This window comes from Paenarthrobacter sp. UW852, assembly GCF_024608385.1.
Classification (GTDB): Bacteria; Actinomycetota; Actinomycetes; order Actinomycetales; family Micrococcaceae; genus Arthrobacter.
Window position 1 is genome coordinate 128,840 of the sequence record NZ_JAMSGY010000003.1, and the last position, 13,632, is coordinate 142,471.

Annotated in this window: 9 protein-coding genes and 3 tRNA genes; 9 read left to right on the plus strand and 3 right to left on the minus strand. The window is 62.6% G+C overall.

Annotated elements, in window-relative coordinates; all coding sequences use genetic code 11:
* Positions 1-32: 32 nt before the first annotated feature.
* Both ilvD and NEK97_RS06765 read right to left on the minus strand, forming a co-directional pair.
* Positions 33-1,754, minus strand: a complete 1,722-nt coding sequence (gene ilvD / locus NEK97_RS06760) for a dihydroxy-acid dehydratase (protein ID WP_235521542.1) — start codon at positions 1,752-1,754, stop codon at positions 33-35.
* An 88-nt stretch (positions 1,755-1,842) separates the two neighbouring features.
* On the minus strand, positions 1,843-2,793 hold the full coding sequence (locus NEK97_RS06765) for a LysR family transcriptional regulator (protein ID WP_257369090.1): 951 nt from the start codon (positions 2,791-2,793) through the stop codon (positions 1,843-1,845).
* Positions 2,794-2,970: 177 nt separating this feature from the next.
* Between NEK97_RS06765 and NEK97_RS06770 the strand changes: the two genes are divergently transcribed.
* The 4 genes from NEK97_RS06770 (at position 2,971) to NEK97_RS06785 (ending at position 5,531) form a co-directional block, all read left to right on the plus strand.
* Positions 2,971-3,915 carry a hypothetical protein gene (locus tag NEK97_RS06770; protein WP_257369091.1) on the plus strand — a complete coding sequence of 315 codons (945 nt, stop codon included), beginning with the start codon at positions 2,971-2,973 and terminating at the stop codon, positions 3,913-3,915.
* 18 nt (positions 3,916-3,933) lie between these two features.
* Positions 3,934-5,064 (plus strand): sorbosone dehydrogenase family protein, encoded by a 1,131-nt coding sequence (locus NEK97_RS06775; RefSeq protein WP_374111523.1) that lies wholly within the window; start codon positions 3,934-3,936, stop codon positions 5,062-5,064.
* Between the two features lie 121 nt (positions 5,065-5,185).
* Positions 5,186-5,261, plus strand: a tRNA-Lys gene (locus NEK97_RS06780).
* 194 nt (positions 5,262-5,455) lie between these two features.
* Positions 5,456-5,531 (plus strand) — tRNA-Lys (locus NEK97_RS06785).
* 103 nt (positions 5,532-5,634) lie between these two features.
* On the opposite strand, the gene NEK97_RS06790 is transcribed toward NEK97_RS06785, so the two are convergent.
* Positions 5,635-6,102: a MarR family winged helix-turn-helix transcriptional regulator gene (locus NEK97_RS06790; RefSeq protein WP_235521546.1), complete on the minus strand. Its 468-nt coding sequence runs from the start codon at positions 6,100-6,102 to the stop codon at positions 5,635-5,637.
* A gap of 85 nt (positions 6,103-6,187) precedes the next feature.
* Here NEK97_RS06790 and bcp point away from each other — a divergent pair, with 85 nt between their 5' ends.
* The 5 genes from bcp (at position 6,188) to NEK97_RS06815 (ending at position 13,516) form a co-directional block, all read left to right on the plus strand.
* On the plus strand, positions 6,188-6,661 hold the full coding sequence (bcp, locus tag NEK97_RS06795) for a thioredoxin-dependent thiol peroxidase (protein WP_257369093.1): 474 nt from the start codon (positions 6,188-6,190) through the stop codon (positions 6,659-6,661).
* A 53-nt stretch (positions 6,662-6,714) separates the two neighbouring features.
* A tRNA-Leu gene (locus NEK97_RS06800) sits at positions 6,715-6,796 on the plus strand.
* Positions 6,797-6,992: 196 nt separating this feature from the next.
* The gene (locus NEK97_RS06805; RefSeq protein ID WP_257369094.1) at positions 6,993-8,654 is read left to right on the plus strand and encodes an ABC transporter substrate-binding protein; all 1,662 of its coding nucleotides are present in this window, start codon (positions 6,993-6,995) and stop codon (positions 8,652-8,654) included.
* A 79-nt stretch (positions 8,655-8,733) separates the two neighbouring features.
* Entirely contained in the window at positions 8,734-10,239 is a 1,506-nt protein-coding gene (locus NEK97_RS06810) for a malate:quinone oxidoreductase (RefSeq protein ID WP_257369095.1), read from the plus strand.
* A gap of 67 nt (positions 10,240-10,306) precedes the next feature.
* Positions 10,307-13,516: an efflux RND transporter permease subunit gene (locus NEK97_RS06815; protein WP_257369096.1), complete on the plus strand. Its 3,210-nt coding sequence runs from the start codon at positions 10,307-10,309 to the stop codon at positions 13,514-13,516.
* Positions 13,517-13,632: the final 116 nt, after the last annotated feature.

Sequence of the window (13,632 nt, forward strand, 5' to 3'; positions counted from 1 at the left end):
TGTCTCAAAACAATCGGAGCCCCCGGCAGGATTCAGCCGCAGTAAGCTCCAGTGGAGGCACTGTGGACCAGCTTGGCGTACTTGGCGAGGACACCCTTGGTGAACTTGGCCGGCATGGGCTCCCAGCCGACCTTGCGGGCTTCGAGCTCGGCTTCGTCGACCAAAAGGTCGAAGGAACGGGCCGCGATATCGACCCGGATCCTGTCCCCGTCCCTGACAAAGGCGATGGGACCGCCGTCGACCGCTTCCGGTGCGACATGGCCGATGCACAGGCCGGTGGTACCGCCCGAGAAGCGGCCATCGGTGAGCAGCAGGACATCCTTGCCCAGGCCGGCGCCCTTGATTGCTCCCGTAATGGCCAGCATCTCGCGCATGCCCGGACCACCCTTGGGACCCTCGTAACGGATGACCACAACGTCGCCCTTGTTGATTTCGCCGTTGTCCAAGGCATTCAAGGCACCCTGTTCGCGCTCGAAAACGCGGGCCGTGCCTTCAAAGACATCCGCGTCGAAGCCTGCGCTTTTCACGACGGCACCTTCCGGGGCCATCGAACCGTGGAGGATGGTGATGCCACCGGTCTTGTGGATCGGGTTGTCCAGGGCGCGGAGGATCTTGCCGTCGAGGTCCGGGGGGTTGATCGAGGCGAGGTTTTCGGCCAGCGTCTTGCCCGTGACCGTGAGGCAGTCACCGTGCAGCAGCCCGGCGTCGAGCAGTGCCTTCATGATGACCGGCACGCCACCGATCTTGTCCACATCGGTCATCACGTAGCGGCCGAATGGCTTGAGGTCGCCCAGGTGCGGGATTTTGTCGCCGATGCGGTTGAAATCGTCCAGTGTCAGCTCGACCTCGGCCTCGCGGGCAATGGCCAGCAGGTGCAACACCGCGTTGGTGGAACCGCCAAAGGCCATGGTCACCGCAATCGCATTTTCGAAGGCCTTCTTGGTCATGATGTCGCGGGCGGTAATGCCCAGGCGCAACAGGTTGACGACAGCCTCGCCGGATTTCCGGGCAAAGTCGTCACGACGGCGGTCTGCCGAGGGCGGCGCCGCGGAACCCGGGAGTGACATGCCGAGGGCTTCGCCGATGCAAGCCATGGTGTTGGCTGTGTACATGCCGCCACACGCACCCTCGCCGGGACAGATGGCCTTTTCGATGCGGGTGAGGTCTTCCATGCTCATCTTGCCGGCCGCGCAGGCACCCACCGCTTCGAAAGCATCAATGAGGGTGACTTCCTTTTCGGAGCCGTCTTCCAGCTTCACCCAGCCCGGCATGATGGACCCGGCGTAAAGGAAGACCGACGCGAGGTCCAGGCGGGCGGCAGCCATGAGCATTCCCGGAAGGGATTTGTCGCAGCCGGCCAGCAGCACGGAGCCGTCAATGCGCTCGGCCTGCATAACGGTCTCCACGGAGTCGGCAATGACTTCGCGGGAAACGAGGGAGAAGTGCATGCCTTCATGCCCCATCGAAATGCCGTCGGAAACGGAGATGGTGCCGAACTGCATGGGGAATCCGCCACCTGCGTGGACGCCTTCCTTGGCTCCCTGCGCCAGGCGGTTCAGCGAGAGGTTGCAGGGCGTGATCTCGTTCCAGGAACTGGCGACACCAATTTGCGGTTTGGCGAAGTCGTCGTCGCCCATGCCGACCGCGCGGAACATGCCGCGGGCGGGCGCCGCGTGGATGCCGTCGGTGACGACCCGGCTACGGGGCTTGATGTCCGGAGTGCTGTCTGTCGCATTGTGGGTGGTGTCACTCATGGAGCAAAGTCTATGTGCACCCGGTGCCGCAGCACGCCGTTCGCTCCCGGGTTAAGCGCCACCATCCAATTGTTGCGGACGTCCGCCGTCAGGCCCCGCCCGCTCCCCGGGCGACGGGAGCGGACCCGTCGAGTTCCCCGGCAAGAGCGGCCGCTTCACTTTCGAGCATGTCGAGGACGCCCCTGATGGTGGTGCGGGCAGCAACTTCCTGGCGCGCCAACGCCACAATGCTCCTGCTCGCCTTAACATCCGCGAGCGGGCGGAGCACCAGGCCCCTGCGGGCGCTCGCCCTGGCCGTGTACCGCGGCAGCAGGCAGATTCCGTGGCCTGCGCCCACCAACGCCTCCAAGACCCGGAGGTCGGGATAGCGTTGCCCTCTTTGGGCAGGTCGCCCGGCATGCAGCTCGATCTGGCGAAGGACCGTATCGAAGGGAAACCCTTCGGGCACGCCTATCCAGGGAAAATCGATGACATCGTCCGGGCGCAGCTCGTTGCGGGCAGCCAAGGGATGCCCGGCAGGCATGGCCACGTCCAGGGCCTCTTCCAGGAGCGGCACTACGGTGAGCCCGCTCCGGGCGAACACGTCCGGCCCATCCACGCTGTGGGCAAGCACAATATCGTAGTCAGCTACCAAGGGGGCGAAGTGGGCCGTCCCGGGGTCCTCGAAGTGGGCATCGAAGGCTAGCCCTTCCACCGCTGCCACACGGTGAAGCACGCCAGGCAGCAGCATCTCGGCGGCACTGGGAAAGAAGGCAACGGACACCCGTGCCTGCCAGCCCTTCCTGTAACTGTCCACGGTGGACTCCGCCCTGGCCATGGCCGTGGCTATATCAGCGGCAGCGGCGGCCATGGCTTGCCCCGCTTCGGTCAGTTGCACACCGCGCCCGACTTTCTCCACCAGGACAACCCCGATTTCGGCCTGCAATGTCTTCAACTGCTGCGAGACCGCCGAAGCCGTGACATTCATGGCGTCCGCTGTGGCGCCAACACTTTGCCGGTCCGCCAATTCACGCAAAATCTGCAGCCTTTTGAAGTCCATGCAGCCAGACTAGGCGACCTGCGGGAATTCGGAGACCGTGAACATAAAAGCCATAATCACTAAGGAGACTGACAAATTTGGGTAAACCAGCAGGTCAAACGCTGGACAGCCCAAAGGCGGACACGTAACGTCGGAAATACCACGAGCTGCACCCCTGTGAGCAGAAGGGCATCCGCCATGGATTGGTTAATTTGGGTCATTGTCATTGTTTTGGTCGTCGCGATTATTTGGTGGCTCATGAGCCGCAACAAGGCGCCGGATTCAACCCCCACCCGGACCGGGGCAACAACAGCCCCAGCGGCCATGGAGCCGGGAAACCGGGGGGCCATCCCCGATACCGCAGCAGCAGCCGCGGGCGTGGCAGGTTTGGCAGGCGTAACGAACCTGGGCACCACAGCTGCCGAGGGCAGCGGGCCTACCCGCGAGGAACGTACGGCCGAGGAACCTGACGTCGTGGCGGAACCTGACGTCATGGCGGAACCTGAGGTGGCCGAGGAAGCTGTGGTCGTCGAGGATTCGTCCTCCGCCGGTTCGTCGGACATCCAGCAGGACCAGACTCCCGGCCTCACGGTGGAGGAGCCGGTTGTGGCCGCGCCTGTTGTGGATGAGCCCACGGTGAGCGAACCCAAGGTGGACATCGAACCCAGCGTGGACATCGAACCGGTGGTGGATACGGACGTTCAGGTGGATAGGGACGCCGTAGTTGATACAGACGCAGCGGTGAATACGGACCCGGCAGTCGATCCTTCCGTGGCCGGCGGCAGCCACGCCGACAAAGAAGCCGACAAGGCCGAGTGGGAATCATCGTGGACGGATGAGAGCGGGGCGCCCGTGCATCACCACGAGTACACGGATTCCCACTCCCCCACCCTGCCGGGCGCCGAAAGTGCAGCGGCGGAAGAAGCGGTTCCTTCAGGGCACCTGGCAGTTGAGCATCCTTACGGGACGGGATCCTCGAGCTCGCCGGGCGACGGCCACCCCGTGAAGGCGAGTGCTTCTGCCATGACCTATCACGATGAAGATACGGCTGGCTACGAAGACGTTGCCGCGGATGTCTGGTTCGAATCCGCGGCGCATGCGGAAGCTGCAGGCTTCCGGCCTCCCCGGCGAAGCCGGCATTAGCGGGCGGGCCCTGCCTTGATCCGGCGGCAGCGGGCAGGACAGGACCGTCCACCAGCAGGCGGGCGGGCGGGACTGGCGTGTGCCATCGCCACGGTCCTTGTCCTGACCGCCTGCACCGGCAACCCGTCGTCGCCCGGTTCAGCTGCGACTCCCGGTGGCAGCGGCGGCCCGGTGTCGCACGAAGCTCCCAAGGGCCTCCGGGTGGAGCAAAAACTCGACGTCGGATTGCAGCTGCCGTGGTCGGTCATCTTCCTGCCGGGCGGCACAGCGCTGGTCTCCGAACGCGATTCAGGCATGATCAAGAGCATCCGTCAAGGCAAGGCAGCCACCATTGGCCAATTACCGGGCGTGGTCCCTGGCGGGGAGGGCGGACTTCTGGGGCTCGCGCTGTCCCCCACGTTCGCATCCGATCACTGGCTGTACGCCTACCTGACCGCCACCAGCGACAACCGGATTGTGCGGGTCCGACTCAAGGGCGATGCGGACGGCAGCTTGGCCCTGGGCGAAACAGAGGTGATTTTCTCCGGAATCCCCAAGGCGTCCACACACAACGGTGGCCGCATCCGGTTCGGCCCGGACGGGCTCCTGTACGTGGGCACCGGTGACTCCCAGCGGCGTGACCAGCCACAGGATCCCAGCACCCTCGGGGGAAAGATCCTTCGCCTGACACCGGATGGCCGTCCGGCACGCGGAAACCCCTTCGGCGATGACAACCCCGTCTACAGCTACGGACACAGAAACGTCCAGGGCCTGGCGTGGGACAGCGGAGGGCGGCTCTGGGCCAGCGAGTTTGGGCCCGATGTGGACGACGAGCTAAACCTGATTACCCCAGGCGGCAACTACGGGTGGCCAACAGTAACCGGAGCACCAGGACGGAAAGGCTTCATCGACGCCAAGGTGGTCTGGCCGTCAACATCGGATGCCTCACCCAGCGGGTTGGAGATACTCAACGACGTCGCCTACACGGGCGCCCTCCGCGGGCAGCGGTTATGGGCCATTCCCCTCGAAGGCGAAGCGACGGGCGCGCCTGTGGCCTATTTCACAGGCGAATACGGGCGCTTGAGGGACGTCGCCGGCGCTCCGGATGGGACCTTGTGGGTCATCAGCAACAACAAGAACCCCGATTTTGCACTGATTTTGAGGCCTTGACCCCGGGGCAAACCTCCACGTGGGCCTCGATTTCACACCGACGGGCAAATCGTGTAGAGTTACTTGTCGTTGCGGAGATCGCCGGGGAAAACAAAGCCCAGTTCGATCGAAGACAACAGATGCACCTCTAGCTCAACTGGCAGAGCAATTGACTCTTAATCAATGGGTTCCGGGTTCGAGTCCCGGGGGGTGCACCATTGGAAAAGGCCTTGGAGATCATTGATCTCCAAGGCCTTTTCTATTTAAGTATTGGCAAAAGGATCGCAATCCCCGAAGCGGGACGGGTCACCAGGCCGATGGTCATTAGCACTCAAAAAGTAGTGTAGAGTTATTTGTCGTTGCGGAGGTCAACGAGGAATGCGAATTCTTCGAATTGGTCTTTGTAATTGCTGCACCTCTAGCTCAACTGGCAGAGCAATTGACTCTTAATCAATGGGTTCCGGGTTCGAGTCCCGGGGGGTGCACCACGAAGAAAGGCTCCGGATCGTTATGACGATCCGGAGCCTTTCTGTTTCCCGCACATGCTGAACCCGGCGAGGGGCGTGTTGTTACAAGGGGGCCGGTACGGGCTCAGCCTTGGGACGGCTCGGCGTCGTCGTCATGGACCTGCTGCTCCGGCGCCGGGATGCCGGCAAGCCCCCGGACCACAATCCTGAGTTCTTCACGCAACCTGGCGGTGTCCACTGCTACAGGCGACAGGACATCCTGTTCGAGCTTCACGGCTTCCGCGAGGGCTGCCGTGCCGGCCTCCGTCAATGTCACCACGTGGCTCCTGCGGTCGGAATCACTGCGGTGGCGCGTGACGTGACCGTGGAGCTCGAGCCTCGCGAGGGTAGTTCCCATGGTCTGGGCCTTAACCCTTGCAACCTCGGCAAGCGCGGCCTGGGTTATGGCACCCTTGGCGGCAAGCACCTGCATGGCAATGACGCCGGCGTGGGTAAGGCCGATGGACTTCAATTTTTCGTTCCACGAGATTTCCACCAGGCGCGCAGCCGTTGAAAGCAATCGGGTAGTGGGCCATCTCTCCATATCTGGCATGCCGACAGTATATGCGCGCAACAGGCCAGGACGTGCCTTCTCCCCACTAAACTGGTGAATCGCGATCGTTAGCAAGGAGATTATTGTGGCTGAACGACTTATGCCGGGCGACACCGCACCGGACTTCACCCTTCAGGACCAAACCGGCAATAGCGTGGGATTATCGGACTTCCGTGGGCGAAAGACCATCGTCTATTTCTACCCGGCGGCCTCCACGCCCGGGTGCACCAAGGAGGCCTGTGATTTCCGCGACACGCTGGCTTCACTGCAGGCCGCTGGGTACGGGGTGGTTGGCATTTCCCCCGACCCGGTCAAGGACCTGGCCAAGTTCGCGGAAGCGGAGGCCCTGACATTTCCACTGCTCTCGGATGCTGACCACGCGGTGGCCGATGCATACGCTGCCTGGGGAGAGAAGAAGAACTATGGCAAGACCTACATGGGGCTGATCCGTTCCACCGTCGTGGTCGACGAGGACGGAAAAGTGTCGCTGGCGCAGTACAACGTACGGGCCACAGGGCATGTTGCCAAGCTCCGGCGCGATCTGAAACTGGATACGTAGCGGGTACACTGGAGGCCGGTAGATGGCGGCCCAGTGCTGCCAGGCTGCCGCCGGCGCGAGTGGTGAAATTGGCAGACACGCAGGATTTAGGTTCCTGTGCCTTCGGGCGTGGGGGTTCAAGTCCCCCCTTGCGCACAGATGCAGTGAAGAAGCACAGCGGCCTCGGGCCGCAGGAGTGCCCCCTGGCGAGACATCCGGGGGCACTCTCCTCCAGCAGCCGGGGAGCTTCCTGAAGACGCGCTGGGGAGCGCGCTCAGGACGTTCATTTACACTGGAATGCGGTCTGGCCGAAGCCGGCCACAGCACTTCCAACCGGCTTGAGGGGACAACAGTGGCAAGCAGCAAAAGGCGGCGCCTGACCGTACAGTTCGGAGCCGTGGTTGTGGCGCTGGGGCTCTCAGCATGTACTGGACTAACGGGCCCCTCGCCTACCCCAAGCAGCACCACCACCGCTGAGCCCACCGCCACGTTCAACTTCGGAACATCCTCCATGCCGTTGGGCCTTGATCCGGCCTTGACCTCCGATTCCGAGTCCTACCGCATCACGCGCCAGGTCCTCGAAGGCCTGGTAGGCGTCGACGGCGAGACCGGGCAGACCACCCCGTTGCTGGCAACGGAATGGAAAGACAGCAACAATGGCCTCAGTTACGATTTCACGCTCCGCTCCCAGGTCACCTTTCACGATGGAACCCCGCTGGATGCGGCCGCTGTCTGCGCCAACTTCGACCGCTGGTTCACCTTCTCCCCGGACCTCCGGAAACAAGCCCCGGGGATTTCCTTCCAGAGCGTCTTCAAGGCGTACTCGGACTCCCCCGTCTTCTCCATCTTCAAGGACTGCAAGGCAGTTTCAGCCAACAACGTCCAGATCAACCTGACGCGTCCCTTCACCGGATTCCTGAAGGCCCTCACGCTGCCGGCATTCGCGATCTCCTCTCCGGCAGCTTTGGCAGCCCAAAAAGCAAACGTCCTGGACCAGGTCCGCAACGGCGAAGCGATCTCCACCTACGCAAGCCACCCTGTAGGAACCGGCCCTTACGAATTCAGCGCCTGGGACGACAAGCACGTCACCCTCAAGAGCTACAGGAACTACTGGGGTAACCGGGGCCAGATAGCCACCATCAACTTCATCCCTTACGACCGCGCCGAGACCCGCCAGCAGGCTTTGCTGGACGGAAAAATCGACGCCTACGACCTCGTGACGTCCGGAACCTTCGACCAATTGGTCAAGAAGGGAGTCCAGATTATCCAGCGGGATCCCTTCTCGGTGATGTACCTCGGTATCAACCAGGCCGTCGCGCCCTTGGACAAGCCGGAGATCCGCCAGGCGATCGAAATGGCCATCGACAAGGAATCGCTGATCCGGAAGTTCTTCATCGACAACACCACGCAGGCGTCACAGTTCGTTCCGCCCAAGCTCAGCGGCTTCAACAACAATGCCCCATCTCTGGGGTACAACCCGGACAAAGCCAAGGACCTGTTGTCCAAGGCGGGCTATAAAGGCGAAGAGTTGAAGTTCTACTATCCGTTGAACGCCACCAGGGCCTATATGCCCACACCGGAGAAGATCTACGCCGAAATCAGCCGTCAACTGGTTGCCGTGGGCTTCAACATCAAGCCTGTGCCCGTGGACTGGGAGGATGGCTACCTCCAGAAGGTGCAGTCACCCGGAGACCGTGCCCTGCACCTGCTCGGCTGGAACGGCTCCTATGCCGATGCCGACAACTTCCTTGGGCCCCTGTTTGGGGAAACCCGCGCCGAGTTCGGATACAGCGATTCGGACGTCTTCCACAGGATCGAGCGGGCACGCGCACTGCCCGACGGCGATGAGCGCAATGCGCAGTACCAGGCCATCAACGCTGCCATCGCTGCGTCCGTGCCGGCTGTCCCGATCGCTTTCCCCATCTCAGCGCTGGCTTTGTCCGACAAGGTCGAAAGCTACCCGGCCTCACCGGTACTCAACGAAGTTTTCACGAACGTCCGGCTAAAGCCTTGACGAGCGGCCGTAATTTCAGTATTGGGACTTCGCGGGGATATTCTGTAGCAGCCAGTGCCGCCGCTAACGGAGATTGATTGTGACCTTCATTTCCAAGACTCAACATGCCGACGTCGTCCTTATTGGCGGCGGAATCATGAGTGCCACCCTGGGTGCGTTCATCAAGCAGCTTGAACCCTCCTGGACCATCTCCATGTTCGAACGACTCGACGAAGTGGGGCTTGAGAGTTCCGGACCATGGAACAACGCAGGCACCGGACACGCCGCGCTGTGTGAGCTCAACTACTCCCCGGCAGCCAAGGACGGCTCCGTGGACCCGTCAAAGGCGCTGCACATCAACGAGCAGTTCCAGCTGTCCCGGCAGTTCTGGTCCCACTTGGTGGACAGCAACGTCATTGGCTCCCCCAAGGGCTTCATCAACACCGTTCCGCACATGAGCTTCGTCATCGGCGATGACCACGCGAACTTCCTGAAGACCCGTTACGAGGCCCTTAAGCCCAACACGCTGTTCCGCAGCATGGAGTACACCGAGGACCAGGCCCAGATCGCCAAGTGGGCGCCCTTGATCGTCAAGGGACGTGACCCCAAGCAGCGCGTCGCCGCCACCCGCGCGGCTGAAGGCACCGACGTCGACTTCGGTGCCCTGACTCGCGAACTGACCGGCTACCTGCAAGCCGCCGGCGCTGAAGTCAACTACGGACACGATGTCACCAACATCAACCGAGCAGCCGGCGGCGGCTGGGACCTTTCCCTCAAGCACGCCAAGTCGGGCGAGCACGGGCGTATCCACGCGAACTTTGTCTTTGTCGGCGCCGGCGGCGGTGCGCTTCACCTGCTCCAGGCCTCCGGCATTCCGGAAAGCAAGGGCTACGGTGGATTCCCGGTCTCGGGCCAGTTCTTCCGCTGCACAGATGACGCCATCACCTCCCAGCACAGCGCGAAGGTCTACGGCCAGGCATCCGTTGGCGCCCCTCCGATGTCCGTCCCCCACCTGGACACCCGGTTCGTGGATGGCAAGCGCTCCCTCCTGTTCGGCCCGTACGCAGGTTTCTCCACGAACTTCCTGAAGACCTCCAGCTACCTGGACCTTCCGCTGTCCATCCGCCCCGGGAACATCATTCCGATGCTGGCAGTGGCCAAGGACAACATGGACCTCACTGCCTACCTCATCAAGGAAGTTGCCAAGCGGCACGAAGCCAAGGTCGAGTCCCTGCGCGAATACTATCCGGAGGCTTCCGGCGGCAATTGGGAACTGATTACTGCCGGCCAGCGTGTGCAGATCATCAAGAAGCACCCGCAAAAGGGCGGCGTGCTCCAGTTCGGCACCGAAGTCATCGCCTCCCGCGATGGATCGATCGGCGCCCTCCTTGGCGCATCCCCGGGAGCTTCCACTGCCGTGCCGATCATGATCGAACTGCTGCAGAAGTCCTTCCCCAAGAACTTCAAGGGCTGGCAGTCCAAGCTCAAGGACATGATGCCGGGTTACGGTGTCAAGCTCAACGAAAACCCTGAATTGGCTGCCGAGCTGGAAGCAAGCACCGCACGTTCCTTGCAGCTGGAAGTGGCCAACGCCATCCAAAGCTAGGCCATACCCGGGGCTGCGGCCGGTTCCCGTCAGACGAATCGTTACGTAGACCCTGGGAGTCAATGCAATGTTCCGCCTGGCCAAGCTTTCTCTGGGAAACCGGGCCCTGATCGCGCTGATCACCGTCTTTGCGGCGGTGTTCGGCGTGATCACCATGGGATCGTTGAAACAGGAACTCATTCCTTCGATCGAGTTCCCGCAGATCACCGTGGTGACCTCCATGCCGGGCGCCTCCCCGGAAGTAGTGGACAAGCAGCTCAGCCAGCCGCTTGAGACTGCGCTGAACAGCGTCGAGGGCCTTGAGTCCACTACCTCAACGTCCCGCAACGGCGTTTCCCAGATCACCATGGTGTTCACCTACGGTTCAAATCTGGACCGGGCCAGGAACCAGATTGACCGGGCCATTTCCAACGCCAAGCGGGCGTTGCCCGCCAATGTGGAACCCCAGTCCATCGCCGGGAACATCAGCGATTTCCCGATCGTCTTCCTGGCGGTTTCCTCGGACAAGCCGCTCAGCGAACTCAATGCCGACCTGCTGCGGCTCAGCGTTCCCAGGCTCCAAAAGATCGACGGCGTCCGCGGCGCCGATGTGACCGGTGGCGCGAGCCAGCACATCCTGATCCAGCCCCGGCCGGCCGATCTTGCCAGCACAGGGGCGTCGGTCCAGTCCATCAGCAGCGCGCTGAAGAACAACGGCACCCTGGTCCCCGTGGGCACCATCGAGGACCAGGGCAAGACGTTGTCACTGCAGTTGGGCAGCCCGGTGGACTCCCTGGAGATCATCAAGGGACTTCCCTTGGCTGGCGCCAAGAACGCCGCAACGATTGGCGCTGTGGCCGATGTCAGCATCCAGGATGATGCCGCGACGTCCATCACCCGCACCAATGGTAAACCCACGCTGGCGTTGTCGGTCACCAAGAAACCCGACGGCGATACCGTCGCCATCTCCCATGCCGTGCGGGATGCCATCGGACCCATGCAGGACGAGCTGGGCAACAATGCGGCGTTCACCCCGGTCTTTGACCAGGCTCCGTTCATCGAGAAATCCATCAAGGACCTCACCACCGAGGGCCTCCTTGGCTTGGGCTTTGCCGTGGCCGTCATCCTGGTATTCCTGATGTCCGTGCGGTCCACGCTGGTCACGGCCGTGTCGATCCCGTTGTCGCTGTTGATTACGTTCATCGGCATTTCCGCCACCGGCTACTCGCTGAACATCCTGACGCTTGGCGCACTCACCATCGCGATCGGGCGCGTCGTGGACGATTCCATCGTGGTGATCGAGAACATCAAACGGCACCTCAGCTATGGCGAAGACAAGCTGACGGCAATCCTGACATCCATTCGGGAGGTGGCCGGGGCTATCACCGCGTCCACGCTCACCACTGTTGCAGTGTTCCTGCCCATAGCGTTCGTCGGGGACCTTGCCGGAGAGTTGTTCCGCCCCTTCGCTTTGACGGTGACCATCGCCTTGTTGTCGTCGCTGCTGGTCTCGTTGACCATTGTCCCCGTCCTGGCTTACTGGTTCCTGTCTTCCAAAGGCAAGGGAGTGGAGGATCGTTCTTCTGCCAGGGAATCCGCGGAAAAGGCTCGGGAAGCGGAGCAGCGAAGCCGCCTCCAACGCGGGTACTTGCCCATTCTTGAAAAGACGCAGAGGCACCCGGTCCTGACGTTGTCCGCGGCGGCAGTCGTCCTCGTTGCTACCATCGCGGTTTCACCGCTGCTGTCCACGGACCTGCTGGGCCGCTCAGGCGAAAACAGCATGACGGTGCGGCAGGTCCTGCCCGCCGGAACGAGCCTCCAAGCCACCAGCGATGAAGCGGCGAAGATCGAGGACGCCCTCAAGGGCATGGACGGCATCAAGGACGTGCAGGTTACGTCGGGGAATGCCCAGACTGGCTTTGCAGCACTGACGTCCACGGGATCCTCGAACTCCACGTTCACGATCGTCACGGACGAGAAGGTGAACCAGGCCAAGCTCCAGGACGCAGTCCGCGCCAAGCTCGAAGGGGCGGCCGGCAAGGTCACCGTTGGATCCCAGCAGGGTGGCTTCGGTACTTCCTCCACGGTGGACATCACCATCAAGGCCGCAAACTCCGCGGACCTCCGGACAGCCAGCGACGCCATGGTCCAGGCAATGACGGGCGTGCCGGGAAGCAGCGAGGTGGCCACCAACCTTGCCTCTACCCAGGCGGTCGTCCAGGTCCGCGTGGACCGTGCCAAGGCCGTAGCTGCCGGGCTGACGGAGGAGCAGGTGGGTGCTTTCCTTGCTTCCACCGTCAGCCCCATCCCCGCCGGCACGGTACGCATAGCCACCAATGACTATCCGGTGCAGATCGGCGAGGGAACCCGCTTTACCAGCATCGCGGCCGTGCGCTCCCTGCAATTGCCGACGGCGCGTGGTCCCGTGGCGCTGGAAAGTATCGCCGCCGTCGAACAGGTGGACACGCCAGTGTCCGTTACCAGCAGCAACGGTCAACGGACCGCGAAAGTGACCGTGACGCCGTCGGGTTCCAACCTTGGCAGCGTCAGCAGCGCAGTCCAGCAGCGGCTGGCTTCTGTCGAATTGCCCGCGGGCGTCACAGCCACGATCGGTGGTGCCACCACGCAGCAGGCTGAATCCTTCCGGCAACTCGGCCTGGCGTTGCTTGCTGCGATCGCGATTGTCTACGTCATCATGGTGGCGGCTTTCAAGTCCCTGATCCAGCCGTTGATTCTGCTGGTTTCGGTCCCCTTCGCCGCCACCGGCGCCGTCGGCCTGCTGCTGCTGACCGGCGTTCCCCTGGGCCTGCCCTCATTGATCGGTATGTTGATGCTGGTCGGCATCGTGGTCACCAACGCGATCGTGCTCATCGACCTCATCAACCAGTACCGCAAGCCACAGGATGGCCGTGCCGGCATGAACGTGGCCGACGCCATCACGCACGGGGCACGCCAACGCCTGCGCCCGATCCTGATGACTGCCCTTGCCACCGTGTTTGCGTTGACTCCCATGGCGCTGGGCCTGACCGGAGGCGGCGGCTTCATCTCGCAGCCCCTGGCCATTGTGGTTATTGGCGGCCTGGTCTCCTCTACCGCACTGACCTTGATCCTGGTTCCCGTGCTCTACAAGCTGGTCGAAGGGCGGCGCGAGAAAAGGCAACTGCTGAAGGACCTGCAGGATAAGCCAACTCCGCATCCCCAAGAGGGCGCGGGCGGAACCGGGGAATTCCAGGACTGGACCACGGGCATGATTCCCCGGGTGAAGGGCCGCCGCGCGGCCCACAATCCCGCGGAGTAACCGCAGACAACCCATCAGGCAGGGCCGGGAACATTTCCCGGCCCTGCCCTGTTACAGACAGCGATACATGCAAATGCATCTAGTTTGAGGTACACTGTTTACAACGCCCGGGACTA

Bases quoted from the DNA above. Each gene is read 5' to 3' on its own strand.
- ilvD (WP_235521542.1), bottom strand. From the start codon at position 1,754: ATGAGTGACACCACCCACAATGCGACAGACAGCACTCCGGACATCAAG.
- NEK97_RS06790 (WP_235521546.1), bottom strand. From the start codon at position 6,102: ATGCCAGATATGGAGAGATGGCCCACTACCCGATTGCTTTCAACGGCT.
- NEK97_RS06770 (WP_257369091.1), top strand. From the start codon at position 2,971: ATGGATTGGTTAATTTGGGTCATTGTCATTGTTTTGGTCGTCGCGATT.
- NEK97_RS06815 (WP_257369096.1), top strand. From the start codon at position 10,307: ATGTTCCGCCTGGCCAAGCTTTCTCTGGGAAACCGGGCCCTGATCGCG.
- NEK97_RS06765 (WP_257369090.1), bottom strand. From the start codon at position 2,793: ATGGACTTCAAAAGGCTGCAGATTTTGCGTGAATTGGCGGACCGGCAA.